14 protein-coding genes are annotated in these 12214 nt (G+C 58.2%); 8 read left to right on the top strand and 6 right to left on the bottom strand.

Annotated elements, in window-relative coordinates; translation table 11 throughout:
- The first annotated feature begins 52 nt into the window (after positions 1–52).
- Positions 53–1201, top strand: a complete 1149-nt coding sequence (gene mtlD / locus OHJ17_RS00875) for a mannitol-1-phosphate 5-dehydrogenase (RefSeq protein WP_004145239.1) — start codon at positions 53–55, stop codon at positions 1199–1201.
- Complete coding sequence (gene mtlR, locus OHJ17_RS00870) at positions 1201–1797, top strand: mannitol operon repressor MtlR (RefSeq protein WP_002922401.1); 597 nt, start codon at positions 1201–1203, stop codon at positions 1795–1797. Before mtlD ends, mtlR begins: the two co-directional genes overlap by 1 nt.
- On the opposite strand, the gene OHJ17_RS00865 is transcribed toward mtlR, so the two are convergent.
- The gene (locus OHJ17_RS00865) at positions 1786–2010 is read right to left on the bottom strand and encodes a hypothetical protein (RefSeq protein WP_002922402.1); all 225 of its coding nucleotides are present in this window, start codon (positions 2008–2010) and stop codon (positions 1786–1788) included. The two genes, mtlR and OHJ17_RS00865, sit on opposite strands and share 12 nt — an antisense overlap.
- A gap of 272 nt (positions 2011–2282) precedes the next feature.
- Here OHJ17_RS00865 and OHJ17_RS00860 point away from each other — a divergent pair, with 272 nt between their 5' ends.
- The 5 genes from OHJ17_RS00860 to trmL all read left to right on the top strand — a co-directional run bounded on the left by OHJ17_RS00860 (position 2283) and on the right by trmL (position 7107).
- The gene (locus OHJ17_RS00860; protein WP_032433685.1) at positions 2283–2645 is read left to right on the top strand and encodes a YibL family ribosome-associated protein; all 363 of its coding nucleotides are present in this window, start codon (positions 2283–2285) and stop codon (positions 2643–2645) included.
- 286 nt (positions 2646–2931) lie between these two features.
- Complete coding sequence (gene lldP, locus OHJ17_RS00855) at positions 2932–4587, top strand: L-lactate permease (RefSeq protein WP_002922413.1); 1656 nt, start codon at positions 2932–2934, stop codon at positions 4585–4587.
- Positions 4584–5357: a transcriptional regulator LldR gene (gene lldR, locus OHJ17_RS00850; protein ID WP_002922415.1), complete on the top strand. Its 774-nt coding sequence runs from the start codon at positions 4584–4586 to the stop codon at positions 5355–5357. Before lldP ends, lldR begins: the two co-directional genes overlap by 4 nt.
- Complete coding sequence (lldD, locus tag OHJ17_RS00845) at positions 5357–6541, top strand: FMN-dependent L-lactate dehydrogenase LldD (RefSeq protein WP_002922420.1); 1185 nt, start codon at positions 5357–5359, stop codon at positions 6539–6541. The genes lldR and lldD overlap by 1 nt, the downstream gene beginning before the upstream one ends.
- Before the next feature lie 92 nt (positions 6542–6633).
- Entirely contained in the window at positions 6634–7107 is a 474-nt protein-coding gene (gene trmL / locus OHJ17_RS00840; RefSeq protein WP_002922423.1) for a tRNA (uridine(34)/cytosine(34)/5-carboxymethylaminomethyluridine(34)-2'-O)-methyltransferase TrmL, read from the top strand.
- Between the two features lie 81 nt (positions 7108–7188).
- Here the strand turns inward: trmL and cysE are convergent, their stop codons facing one another.
- The 5 genes from cysE to OHJ17_RS00815 all read right to left on the bottom strand — a co-directional run bounded on the left by cysE (position 7189) and on the right by OHJ17_RS00815 (position 10418).
- Positions 7189–8010, bottom strand: coding sequence for a serine O-acetyltransferase (gene cysE / locus OHJ17_RS00835; RefSeq protein WP_002922426.1), 822 nt, complete (start codon positions 8008–8010; stop codon positions 7189–7191).
- Positions 8011–8083: 73 nt separating this feature from the next.
- Positions 8084–9103: an NAD(P)H-dependent glycerol-3-phosphate dehydrogenase gene (gpsA, locus tag OHJ17_RS00830; protein ID WP_002922427.1), complete on the bottom strand. Its 1020-nt coding sequence runs from the start codon at positions 9101–9103 to the stop codon at positions 8084–8086.
- A complete protein-coding gene (secB, locus tag OHJ17_RS00825) occupies positions 9103–9570 on the bottom strand; it encodes a protein-export chaperone SecB (protein ID WP_002922428.1) in 468 nt (155 codons plus the stop codon). The genes gpsA and secB overlap by 1 nt, the downstream gene beginning before the upstream one ends.
- A 60-nt stretch (positions 9571–9630) precedes the next feature.
- Positions 9631–9882 (bottom strand): glutaredoxin 3, encoded by a 252-nt coding sequence (grxC, locus tag OHJ17_RS00820; protein ID WP_002922429.1) that lies wholly within the window; start codon positions 9880–9882, stop codon positions 9631–9633.
- A 104-nt stretch (positions 9883–9986) separates the two neighbouring features.
- Positions 9987–10418, bottom strand: a complete 432-nt coding sequence (locus OHJ17_RS00815; RefSeq protein WP_023291350.1) for a rhodanese-like domain-containing protein — start codon at positions 10416–10418, stop codon at positions 9987–9989.
- 245 nt (positions 10419–10663) lie between these two features.
- Here OHJ17_RS00815 and gpmM point away from each other — a divergent pair, with 245 nt between their 5' ends.
- Positions 10664–12208: a 2,3-bisphosphoglycerate-independent phosphoglycerate mutase gene (gpmM, locus tag OHJ17_RS00810; protein ID WP_004152046.1), complete on the top strand. Its 1545-nt coding sequence runs from the start codon at positions 10664–10666 to the stop codon at positions 12206–12208.
- Positions 12209–12214 lie beyond the last annotated feature (6 nt).

Raw genomic sequence — 12214 nt, 5'->3', positions numbered from 1 at the left:
AAGGCCTCACCCCAGCCCTCTCAGGTGAAAACATTAATTGAAGGTTAATACTATGAAAGCATTACATTTTGGCGCAGGTAATATCGGACGTGGCTTTATCGGTAAATTGCTGGCCGACGCGGGCATCGAACTGACGTTTGCCGATGTCAATCAGACCGTACTTGATGCCCTGAATGCCCGTCATAGCTATCAGGTTCACGTCGTCGGTGAGAATGAGCAGGTGGACACCGTCTCCGGCGTCAATGCCGTCAGCAGCATCGGCGATGAGGTTGTGGACCTGATCGCTGAGGTGGATCTGGTCACCACCGCCGTCGGTCCCGTCGTGCTCGAGCGCATCGCGCCAGCGATCGCCAAAGGGCTGGCGCAGCGCAAAGCGCAGGGCACCGAACGCCCCCTGAACATCATCGCCTGCGAAAATATGGTGCGCGGCACCACGCAGTTAAAAGGCCACGTGTTTAACGCGCTGGCGGAAGAAGATAAAGCGTGGGTGGAAGCGCATATCGGCTTTGTCGACTCTGCCGTTGACCGTATTGTGCCGCCATCGGCTTCCGCCACTCATGACCCGCTGGAAGTCACCGTGGAAACCTTTAGCGAATGGATTGTCGATAAGACTCAGTTCAAGGGCGCGCTGCCGACTATCCCGGGGATGGAATTAACTGATAACCTGATGGCATTTGTCGAACGCAAGCTCTTCACCTTGAACACCGGGCATGCTATAACCGCCTACCTCGGAAAACTGGCGGGCCATCAGACGATTCGCGACGCGATCCTCGACGAGAAAATTCGTGCCGTCGTGCAGGGCGCGATGGAAGAGAGCGGCGCGGTGCTGATCAAACGTTACGCCTTTGACCCGCAGAAGCACGCGGCTTATATCCAGAAAATACTTGGCCGTTTCGAGAACCCGTACCTGAAAGACGATGTTGAGCGCGTTGGCCGTCAGCCGCTGCGCAAACTGAGCGCTGGCGACCGTTTAATTAAGCCGCTGCTGGGTACACTGGAATACGGGCTGCCGCACCGCAACCTGGTGAAAGGGATTGCGGCGGCGATGCATTTCCGTAGCGAAGACGATCCGCAGGCGCAGGAGCTGGCGGCACTGATCGCCGACAAGGGGCCGCAGGCCGCGCTGGCGCAGATTTCCGGCCTGGATGCCGCAAGTGATGTCGTCGCGGAGGCCGTTAACGACTACAACGCGGAAAAATGATGCACAACCTGGCGCGACCAACGTCGCGCCCATTACGACTCCTGTCAGATATGCAGGCAATGATGGAAGAAACACAAGCATTTGAAAACCGTGTGCTTGAGCGTCTGAATGCTGGCAAAACCGTACGAAGCTTCCTGATCGCCACCGTCGAGCTGTTAACGGAAGCGGTCAATATTCTGGTGCTTCAGGTGTTCCGTAAAGACGACTACGCGGTGAAATACGCCGTCGAGCCCTTGCTGGAGGGCAGCGGGCCGCTCGGCGATCTCTCTGTACGCCTGAAGCTGATTTATGGCCTTGGGGTGATAAGTCGTGCCGAATATGAAGACGCTGAGCTGCTGATGGCCCTGCGCGAAGAGCTTAACCACGACGGCAATGAGTACAGCTTTACCGACGACGAAATTATCGGTCCGTTCGGCGAGCTGCACTGCGTCGCCGCCCTGCCGCCAACGCCGCAATTTGATGACAGCGATGCCGAACTGCTGGCAATGCAGAAACTGCGTTACCAGCAGATGGTGCGCTCAACGATGGTGCTGTCCCTGACTGAGCTGATTTCACGAATCAGCTTAAAAAAAGCCTTTCAGAAATCAACGCTCTGATTCCGGTTCCGTCTGGTCGCAGGTCGGCCGGTAAAGCTGACGATAATATTCCAGACGCTGCAGGAACAACGCTTCCTTATCCTGAGGAATGTCTCGCGGTACATGCTGCAGACGCGGAGACTTTTTCAAATACTCCATAAACGCCTGACTGGAAGCCATAAAATCAACCGCTTTGTCGATTAAACGTGGTACGCCGTCGCCGATCTTTGCCATCACGTCCTCCTTTTGGGAATAATCTGATTAAGCATTAGCCAATTCACCAGCGTGGGTTAAGGAAAACGTGCTTATCTGCCGACAGGCTTCACAGAAATGAAATTAGAACGGGTATTAGGCGGAATATTAATAAAATTCAAATTATTAGCGATAAATGATATTGCATTCCGCGGGCGACAAACGGCGAATTTTTGATAAATAGCTATCAACAATAGCGGTCACGGCACATACTATAGGCGAATGAAGCCCCTTTATTAACAGATCAAATCACCATGAAAGAAGTCGAAAAGAATGAAATCAAGCGTCTGAGCGATCGTCTCGACGCCATCCGCCACCAGCAGGCCGAGCTGTCGCTGGTGGAAGCCGCCGATAAATATGCTGAACTGGAAAAAGAAAAAGCCACTCTGGAAACGGAGATTGAACGTCTGCGTTCCGTCCAGAGCCAGAAGCTGAGCAAAGAGGCGCAGAAACTGATGAGCCTGCCGTTCCGCCGCGCGATTACCAAAAAAGAGCAGGCCGATATGGGCAAGCTGAAGAAAAGCGTTCGCGGCCTGGTGGTTGTCCATCCGATGACCGCCCTGGGCCGGGAAATGGATCTGAAAGAGATGACCGGTTTCGCCCGCAGCGAATTTTGATCCCCAGCCCTCTCCGTACGGAGAGGGCTATTCTGTCTTCACTCCCCCCACATTTTTACCTTCAGCCGGGTCGATTGGTCCAACCAATAATTTCATCCACCCCCTGGCAGTTCACAAATCCGTCAAAACCCATCACAAACACGTTGCTTAAGAGTAACAGCTGATTAACCATTCATTGTCATCAACCCTGATACCCTTAATTGGCCGGGCCAATTTTACTTTCGGTGGGATCGGCAATGAGCGCAGACTCAGCCCTCCTCTCCTGGCGGCCCGATGGAGACCCTGCATGAATCTCTGGCAACAAAACTACGATCCCGCCGGTAATATCTGGCTATCCAGTCTTATCGCATCGCTACCGATTCTGTTTTTCTTTTTTGCGCTGATTAAGCTCAAACTGAAAGGCTACATCGCTGCCACCTGGACCGTCGCAATCGCGCTGGTCGTTGCCTTGCTGTTCTATAAAATGCCGGTGGACCGCGCCTTAGCCTCGGTGGTCTACGGCTTCTTCTACGGCCTGTGGCCTATCGCGTGGATTATTATCGCCGCGGTCTTCGTCTATAAAATCTCGGTGAAGACCGGACAGTTCGACATCATCCGCTCATCGATTCTGTCGATTACGCCGGACCAGCGCCTGCAGATGCTGATCGTCGGCTTCTCGTTCGGCGCCTTTCTCGAAGGAGCGGCGGGTTTCGGCGCACCGGTGGCGATTACCGCCGCGCTGCTGGTTGGTCTCGGGTTTAACCCGCTGTATGCGGCTGGCCTGTGCCTGATCGTCAACACCGCGCCGGTGGCCTTCGGCGCGATGGGCATCCCGATTCTGGTCGCCGGCCAGGTGACCGGTATCGATAGCTTCGCCATCGGCCAGATGGTGGGCCGCCAGCTGCCGTTCCTGACCATTATCGTGCTGTTCTGGATCATGGCGATTATGGACGGCTGGCGCGGCATTAAAGAGACCTGGCCGGCGGTGATAGTCGCAGGCGGTTCGTTCGCTATTGCCCAGTACCTCAGCTCGAACTTCCTTGGCCCGGAGCTGCCGGATATCATCTCGTCGCTGGTCTCCCTGGTCTGTCTGACCCTGTTCCTCAAACGCTGGCAGCCGGTACGCATCTTCCGCTTCGGCGATCTCGGCGCCTCGCAGGTGGATATGACGCTGGCCCGCACACGCTACACGGCGGGACAAGTGATCCGCGCCTGGTCGCCGTTCCTGTTCCTGACCGCCACCGTGACCCTGTGGAGCGTGCCGCCATTCAAAGCGCTGTTCGCTCCTGGCGGCGCGATGTATGACTTCGTTATCAATATTTCGGTACCATTCCTCGACAAAATGGTTGCCCGTATGCCGCCGGTGGTTAGCGCCGCAACGCCCTACGCCGCGGTATATAAATTCGACTGGCTGTCGGCAACCGGCACCGCCATTCTGTTCGCCGCCCTGCTGTCCATCGTCTGGCTGCGCATGAAGCCGAAAGATGCGCTGACCACCTTCGCCGGGACGCTGAAGGATCTGGCGCTGCCGATCTACTCTATCGGCATGGTGCTGGCGTTCGCCTTTATCTCTAACTATTCCGGGCTGTCGTCGACCCTGGCCCTGGCGCTGGCCCATACCGGCCACGCGTTTACCTTCTTCTCGCCGTTCCTTGGCTGGCTGGGGGTATTCCTGACCGGTTCGGACACCTCGTCTAACGCCCTGTTCGCCGCGCTGCAGGCAACGGCGGCGCAGCAGATTGGCGTCTCCGATATCCTGCTGGTCGCGGCTAATACCACCGGCGGCGTTACTGGCAAGATGATTTCCCCGCAGTCGATCGCCATCGCCTGCGCCGCGGTAGGCCTGGTGGGCAAAGAGTCGGATCTGTTCCGCTTTACCGTCAAACACAGCCTGATCTTCACCTGCATGGTGGGGCTGATCACCACGCTGCAGGCCTACGTTTTAACCTGGATGATCCCGTGATAGTGATGCCTAAACGCCTGGCCGACGACGTGGCGCGTCGCGTCCGGGCGCTGATTGAAGAACAACAGCTGGAGGCGGGCATGCGACTGCCCGCCGAGCGCCAGCTCGCCGCCCAGCTCGGCGTCTCACGCAATTCCCTGCGCGAAGCGCTGGCGATGCTGGTCAATGAAGGGGTGCTGTTGAGCCGTCGCGGCGGCGGCACCTTCGTCCGCTTTCAGCATGAGCCGTGGTCAGAGCAAAACATCGTCCAGCCGCTGAAGACGCTGCTGGCCGATGACCCGGACTACAGCTTCGATATCCTCGAAGCCCGCCACGCCATCGAAGCCAGCACCGCGTGGCACGCGGCGATGCGCGCCACCGACGCCGATAAAGAAAAAATTCGTCTGTGCTTTGAAGCGACCCAGAGTGAAGACCCGGATATCGCCTCGCAGGCGGATGTCCGCTTTCACCTGGCGATCGCCGAAGCCTCGCATAACGTGGTGCTCCTGCAAACCATGCGCGGCTTTTTCGACCTGCTGCACTCCTCCGTTAAGCAGAGCCGCCAGCGCATGTATCAGGTGCCGCCGGTGTTTGCCCGCCTGACCGAACAGCACCAGGCCGTCATGGAGGCGATTGTCGCCGGCGACGCCGAGGCGGCGCGCCAGGCGATGATGGGCCACTTAGGCTTTGTCCACGCCACCATCAAACGTTTTGATGAAGACCAGGCCCGCCAGGCGCGAATTACCCGCCTGCCCGGTGACCACAATGAAAATTCCAGGGAGAACTCGTGATGATTATTTCCGCCGCCAGCGACTATCGCGCCGCCGCACAGCGTATCCTGCCGCCGTTTCTGTTCCACTATATTGACGGCGGCGCCTACGCCGAACATACCCTGCGCCGCAACGTCGAGGACCTTTCCGATGTAGCCTTGCGCCAGCGTATTTTGCGCAATATGTCGGACCTGAGTCTGGAAACGACGTTATTCAACGAGAAGCTGGCGATGCCGACGGCGTTGGCGCCGGTCGGGCTGTGCGGGATGTACGCCCGCCGCGGCGAAGTGCAGGCCGCCGGCGCGGCGGACGACAAAGGCATTCCGTTCACCCTCTCTACCGTTTCCGTCTGCCCGATCGAAGAGGTCGCCCCGACCATCAAGCGCCCGATGTGGTTCCAGCTGTATGTCCTGCGCGACCGCGGCTTTATGCGCAATGCGCTGGAGCGCGCCAAAGCCGCCGGCTGCTCGACGCTGGTCTTTACCGTCGATATGCCGACTCCCGGCGCCCGCTACCGCGACGCCCATTCCGGCATGAGCGGCCCGAACGCCGCCCTGCGCCGCTACTGGCAGGCCGTCACCCATCCGCAGTGGGCGTGGGACGTCGGCCTTAACGGTCGCCCGCACGATCTGGGCAATATCTCCGCCTATCTCGGCAAACCGACCGGGCTTGAGGATTACATTGGCTGGCTGGCGAATAACTTCGATCCGTCGATTTCATGGAAAGACCTGGAGTGGATCCGCGATTTCTGGGACGGTCCGATGGTGATCAAAGGGATCCTCGATCCGGAGGACGCCCGCGACGCGGTGCGCTTCGGCGCTGACGGCATTGTCGTCTCCAACCACGGCGGCCGCCAGCTCGATGGCGTGCTCTCCTCGGCCCGCGCCCTGCCGGCAATTGCCGACGCGGTGAAAGGCGACATCACTATTCTCGCCGACAGCGGCATCCGCAACGGGCTCGACGTGGTACGGATGATCGCCCTGGGCGCCGACAGCGTGCTACTGGGCCGCGCTTACCTGTACGCCCTGGCGACCCACGGAAAGCAGGGCGTGGCGAATCTGCTGAACCTCATCGAGAAAGAGATGAAAGTGGCGATGACCCTCACCGGGGCGAAAAGTATCCGTGAAATCAGCCGTGATTCGCTGGTGCAGAACGCCGAAGCGCTGCAGACCTTCGATGCGCTGAAGCAGAATAACGCCGCGTAATTCTCCACGTTTTCCCTTACGCCGCCCCTCTCCCTCAGGGTGAGGGTTCAACAAATATCTGCTATTCTGCCCCCCGCAATTAAGGGGGCAGTATGCTGAACATCGTGTTATTCGAACCAGAGATCCCGCCGAACACCGGGAATATTATCCGCCTGTGCGCCAACACGGGCTTCAGTCTGCATATCATTGAGCCGATGGGCTTCACCTGGGACGATAAACGCCTGAGACGCGCCGGACTGGACTATCACGAGTTCACTGCCGTGCAGCGCCATGCGGATTACGCGGCGTTTGTCGCCAGCGCGCAGCCGCAGCGTCTGTTCGCCCTCACCACCAAAGGCACGCCTGCGCACAGCGCAGTGAGCTATCAGGACGGCGATTTCTTGATGTTTGGCCCGGAAACCCGCGGTCTGCCGGCCAGCATCCTCGATGCCCTGCCGCCGGAGCAGAAAATCCGTATTCCGATGATGCCGGACAGCCGCAGTATGAACCTGTCAAACGCGGTGTCGGTGGTGGTGTATGAAGCCTGGCGCCAGCTGGGGTATCCTGGCGCGGTCTTGCGCAGCTAACCTGAGCGGTTCCCGGATTACGGCGCGTTGCGCCTTATCCGGGCTACATTTCTGTGCTTAGCAGCGGCAAATGGCAATACATCAAATCCCGTCGCCGTACTCGAAGGTGTGGTGGATGCCGTTGAAATGCTGATCCATATCCATCGCCGGCTTGTCGCTCTCCGGCTTGCCGACGATACGCGCCGGTACGCCCGCCGCGGTGGTGTGCGGCGGAACCGGCTGCAATACCACCGAACCGGCGCCAATCTTCGCGCCACGCCCGACTTCAATATTGCCGAGGATCTTCGCCCCGGCGCCAATCATTACGCCTTCGCGAATTTTCGGATGACGGTCGCCGCTGGTTTTACCGGTCCCGCCGAGGGTGACCGACTGCAGAATAGAGACGTCATCTTCAATCACCGCCGTTTCGCCGACCACAATGCCGGTGGCATGGTCGAGCATGATCCCGCGGCCGATTTTCGCCGCCGGGTGGATATCCACCTGGAAAGAGACGGAGACCTGATTTTGCAGGAAAATCGCCAGCGCGCGTCGCCCCTGAGTCCACAGCCAGTGGCCGATACGATAGGCCTGCAGGGCATGGAAACCCTTCAGATAGAGCAACGGCGTGGAGTATTTATCCACCGCCGGGTCGCGCGTGCGCACCGCCTGAATATCGCAGGCGGCGGAGGCGATCATTTCCGGATCGGCGGCGTAGGCCTCTTCCACCACTTCGCGAATGGCGATCGCCGGCATAATCGGGGAAGCCAGCTTGTTGGCCAGCATATAGCTCAGCGCGCTGCCGAGATTTTCATGCTTGAGTAGCGTTGCGTGGTAAAAACTGGCGAGCATCGGCTCACAGTCAGCCAAAGCCCGGGCTTCGGCTTTAATATTATTCCAGACGATATCCAGTTCTTCACACGGCATTGCATACTCCAGGCGATATAGTAATGACCTGCCAGTTCTGCGCTGGCAGGGTCATTCAGGTGACAAAGGAAAGCTAATTGCTGCTGCGCTCGTCCTTGCGGGCGCGACCCAATAAGGTCAATGCTGCCTCGCGCGCAATTTTTCCGCAATACAATACCTGATAAATTTCCTCGGTTATTGGCATTTCGACACCTAAACGCTGTGCCAGAACGCGAACTTCCTTGGTATTGCGGTAGCCTTCAACCACCTGGCCAATCTTGTCCTGGGCGCTCTGCACGTCCATACCCTGGCCGAGCATCATGCCGAAGCGACGGTTACGGGACTGGTTGTCGGTGCAGGTGAGCACCAGGTCACCGAGGCCGGCCATGCCCATAAAGGTTTCCGGATCGGCGCCCAGCGCCGCGCCGAGGCGGGACATTTCCACCAGCCCACGGGTAATCAGCGCCGTACGCGCATTGGCGCCGAAGCCGATGCCGTCCGACATACCTGCCCCGATGGCAATGACGTTTTTCACCGCGCCGCCGAGCTGCACGCCGATAAAGTCCGGGTTGATGTAGACGCGGAAGCTTTTGCCGCAGTGCAGTAGGCGCTGAAGGTCCTCCGCAAACTGCGGATCCGTGGCCGCCAGCGAAATCGCCGTCGGCAGGCCGGCGGCCAGCTCTTTGGCGAAGGTTGGCCCCGAGATCACCGCCAGCGGAATATCATCGCCCAGCGCTTCACGCGCCACGTCCTGCAGCAGACGGCCGGTTTCGGCCTCCAGGCCTTTGGTGGCCCACACCAGCCGCGCGTCGGAACGCATCAACGGTTTAATCTGGCGTAACACCTGACCGAATACATGGCTCGGCACCACGACAAGGATGTCGCGGCTGGCGGCCAGCGCGGTGGCCAGGTCGCTCTCAAGATGCAGCGTATCCGGGAAAGGCACATCGGGAAGGAACGCGGCGTTGCAGCGATCGTGTTGCAGCGTCGCGATATGTTTCGGGTCATGGCCCCACAGCACAACGTGGTGGCCATTTCTTGCCAGGGTGATGGCAAGAGCGGTGCCGTAAGAGCCGGCACCGATCACAGTCATTGCAGCATTAAGTGCGTTCATCAGGCATCCTGATGTTGTTCAGCACCTTCGCCAGCCTGCTGCTGCAGATAGTTCATGAACAGCGCGTCGAAGTTCACTGGCGCAAGGTTAAGTTGCGGGAAGGTACCGCGGGAAACCAGGCTGGTGATGCACTCGCGCGCGTACGGGAACAGAATGTTCGGGCAGTATGCGCCGAGGCAGTGCGCCATCTGGGTGCCTTCGATGCCGTCGATGGAGAAAATACCGCCCTGCTGTACTTCACAGAGGAACGCGGTTTCTTCGCCCAGCGCAGCGGTCACGGTCACACGCAGCACCACTTCATAAACGCCTTCAGCCAGCTGGGTGGAGGCGGTATCCAGATCAAGTTTAACTTCCGGCTGCCAGTCTTTCTGGAAAACTTGCGGCGCGTTCGGCGCTTCAAAAGAGATATCTTTGGTATAGATACGCTGGATCTGGAAGGTCATTTCGGTGCTGTTTTGTTCTGACATAGTAAAACCCTTTCGTGTTGTCCTTAAATACGCGCTTCCGCCAGGGAAAGCGCGCAAAAATTAGCGCAAGAGGGGATCAAGTCCACCACGTGAATCAAGCGCATACAAGTCGTCACAGCCGCCAATGTGCTGCGCATCAATAAAAATCTGCGGAACCGTCGTCCTTCCGCTGCGCTGGATCATCTCCTCACGCTTCGCGGCATCGCCATCGATCGGCAACTCATGGAACGTTACGCCTTTGCTGTTCAGCAGCGCTTTCGCGCGGATGCAGAACGGGCAGGTCGCTTTGGTGTAGATCTCAATATTGGCCATGACTTCACTCCTGTTGTTACCCTGAGGGTTTTACGCCGCAGCCTGTGTTCCCTTCACGTCAGGCGTGAAGGAGAAAACGCGGCGGCATCACCACGCGAGGTAAGTTATTTGCCGCGTACCAGAGGGAGGTTTTCGCCGCTCCAGCCAGCAATGCCCTCTTTCAGTACAAAGACTTTTTCAAACCCGGCTTTGTTCAGCGCGCTGGCGGGCTCTTGCGCCTGCATGCCGGAACCGTCTACCACAATAATGGGTTGCGATTTGTGTTTTTCCAACTCGCCGACGTTATTGGCTTTGATATCGCTGGGCAGCAGGTTAATAGCGCCGGCAATATGGCCTTTACGGAAATCGTCACGCTGACGCAGGTCGACCACCACCGCATCTTCTTTATTGATAAGACGCGTCGCTTCACCACGGGTGATGACTTTAACTTTCGACATCAGCCCCTTGAAGGTGGTGAACAATACCGCACCCAGCAGCGCGATCCACGCGATGCTCAGGACCGGGTGACGGCCGATGAATTGCATAATTTCTTGCATGGGGGGTTACAACTCCCGACTAAGTGAGAAAAAAACCAGGAAAGGAGTATACCTGTGCCTTGCGGCAATTACAGCCAGTGAGCGCGATGTAATGTATTTTCTGCGGGCGGTGGCGAAAAAAAGCCGCTCTCGCTGACCCGGCGCGGCCCGGCCGCTCCCTTTCTTTGATCTTTCACGGGGATTTAAACGATTCAGCTGTAGTAAAATTACGCAAAATTTCTGTCTTTGAGCATGAGGTTGTCGCAATGTCGGTTTCTAAAAAACCTATGGTACTGGTGATTCTGGATGGCTACGGCTATCGCGAAGACCAACAGGATAACGCCATTTATAGCGCTAAAACGCCGGTAATGGACGCGCTATGGGCCAAACGTCCACATACCCTGATCGATGCATCCGGCCTCGAAGTCGGCCTGCCGGACCGTCAGATGGGGAACTCCGAAGTAGGCCACGTCAACCTGGGCGCCGGTCGTATCGTCTATCAGGACCTGACCCGTCTCGATGTGGAAATTAAAGAACGCACCTTCTTCGCCAACCCGGTACTGACCGCCGCGGTCGATAAAGCGGTTGCCGCCGGCAAAGCAGTACATATCATGGGCCTGATGTCGCCAGGCGGCGTCCACAGCCACGAAGATCACATCATGGCGATGGTGGAGCTGGCGGCAGAGCGCGGCGCTGAGAAGATCTACCTGCACGCCTTCCTCGACGGCCGTGATACGCCGCCGCGCAGTGCGGAAAAAACGCTGGCGACATTCGAAGCCAAATTTGCCGCGCTGGGCAAAGGTCGCATCGCATCGCTCATCGGCCGCTATTACGCCATGGACCGCGACAACCGCTGGGATCGCGTAGAACAAGCTTATGATCTGCTGACCCTGGCCAAAGGCGAATTCCAGGCCGATACCGCCGTCGCAGGTCTGCAGGCCGCCTACGCCCGTGACGAAAACGACGAATTCGTGAAAGCCACCGTTATCCGCGCCGCCGGCCAGGCCGATGCCGCGATGGAAGACGGCGACGCGCTGATCTTCATGAACTTCCGTGCCGACCGCGCGCGTGAAATCACCCGCGCCTTCGTCAACGCCGACTTCGACGGCTTTGCGCGTAAGAAAGTGGTTAATCTCGATTTCGTGATGCTCACCGAATACGCCGCCGACATCAAAGTCGCCTGCGCCTATCCGCCCGCCTCGCTGGCCAATACCTTCGGCGAGTGGATGGCGAAGCACGATAAAACCCAGCTGCGCATCTCCGAAACTGAAAAATACGCTCACGTCACCTTCTTCTTCAACGGCGGCGTAGAAGAGCCGTTTAAAGGCGAAGAGCGGATCCTGATTAACTCGCCGAAAGTGGCGACCTACGATCTGCAGCCGGAAATGAGCTCCGCCGAGCTGACCGAGAAACTGGTCGCCGCCATCAAAGGCGGAAAATACGATACCATCATCTGTAACTACCCGAACGGCGATATGGTTGGCCATACCGGGGTGATGGAAGCTGCCGTAAAAGCGGTTGAAGCGCTGGATCGCTGCATCGACCAGGTGGCTCAGGCGGTGGAATCCGTTGGCGGCCAACTGCTGATCACCGCCGACCACGGCAACGCCGAGCAGATGCGCGACCCGGCCACCGGCCAGGCGCACACCGCCCATACCAATCTGCCGGTTCCGCTGATCTACGTCGGTAATAAAGCGGTCAAAGCGGTCAACGGCGGCAAACTTTCCGACATCGCCCCGACCATGCTGTCGCTGATGGGAATGGAAATCCCGCAAGAGATGACTGGCAAGCCGCTGTTCATCGTGGAATAATCCTTC

The sequence above is a fragment of the Klebsiella sp. KP20-425-1 genome, from assembly GCF_025813515.1.
GTDB classification, from domain to species: domain Bacteria; phylum Pseudomonadota; class Gammaproteobacteria; order Enterobacterales; family Enterobacteriaceae; genus Klebsiella; species Klebsiella pneumoniae.
The sequence above is the reverse complement of the archived record's forward strand: the minus strand, read 5'-3'. Positions and strand labels throughout refer to the sequence as shown.

Excerpts from the sequence above, each read along its gene's own strand:
- mtlD (WP_004145239.1), top strand. The coding sequence starts at position 53 with ATGAAAGCATTACATTTTGGCGCAGGTAATATCGGACGTGGCTTTATC.
- lldP (WP_002922413.1), top strand. The coding sequence starts at position 2,932 with ATGAATCTCTGGCAACAAAACTACGATCCCGCCGGTAATATCTGGCTA.
- OHJ17_RS00815 (WP_023291350.1), bottom strand. The coding sequence starts at position 10,418 with ATGCAAGAAATTATGCAATTCATCGGCCGTCACCCGGTCCTGAGCATC.
- gpmM (WP_004152046.1), top strand. The coding sequence starts at position 10,664 with ATGTCGGTTTCTAAAAAACCTATGGTACTGGTGATTCTGGATGGCTAC.
- gpsA (WP_002922427.1), bottom strand. The coding sequence starts at position 9,103 with ATGAACGCACTTAATGCTGCAATGACTGTGATCGGTGCCGGCTCTTAC.
- lldD (WP_002922420.1), top strand. The coding sequence starts at position 5,357 with ATGATTATTTCCGCCGCCAGCGACTATCGCGCCGCCGCACAGCGTATC.
- secB (WP_002922428.1), bottom strand. The coding sequence starts at position 9,570 with ATGTCAGAACAAAACAGCACCGAAATGACCTTCCAGATCCAGCGTATC.
- trmL (WP_002922423.1), top strand. The coding sequence starts at position 6,634 with ATGCTGAACATCGTGTTATTCGAACCAGAGATCCCGCCGAACACCGGG.
- OHJ17_RS00865 (WP_002922402.1), bottom strand. The coding sequence starts at position 2,010 with ATGGCAAAGATCGGCGACGGCGTACCACGTTTAATCGACAAAGCGGTT.
- mtlR (WP_002922401.1), top strand. The coding sequence starts at position 1,201 with ATGCACAACCTGGCGCGACCAACGTCGCGCCCATTACGACTCCTGTCA.
- grxC (WP_002922429.1), bottom strand. The coding sequence starts at position 9,882 with ATGGCCAATATTGAGATCTACACCAAAGCGACCTGCCCGTTCTGCATC.
- cysE (WP_002922426.1), bottom strand. The coding sequence starts at position 8,010 with ATGCCGTGTGAAGAACTGGATATCGTCTGGAATAATATTAAAGCCGAA.
- OHJ17_RS00860 (WP_032433685.1), top strand. The coding sequence starts at position 2,283 with ATGAAAGAAGTCGAAAAGAATGAAATCAAGCGTCTGAGCGATCGTCTC.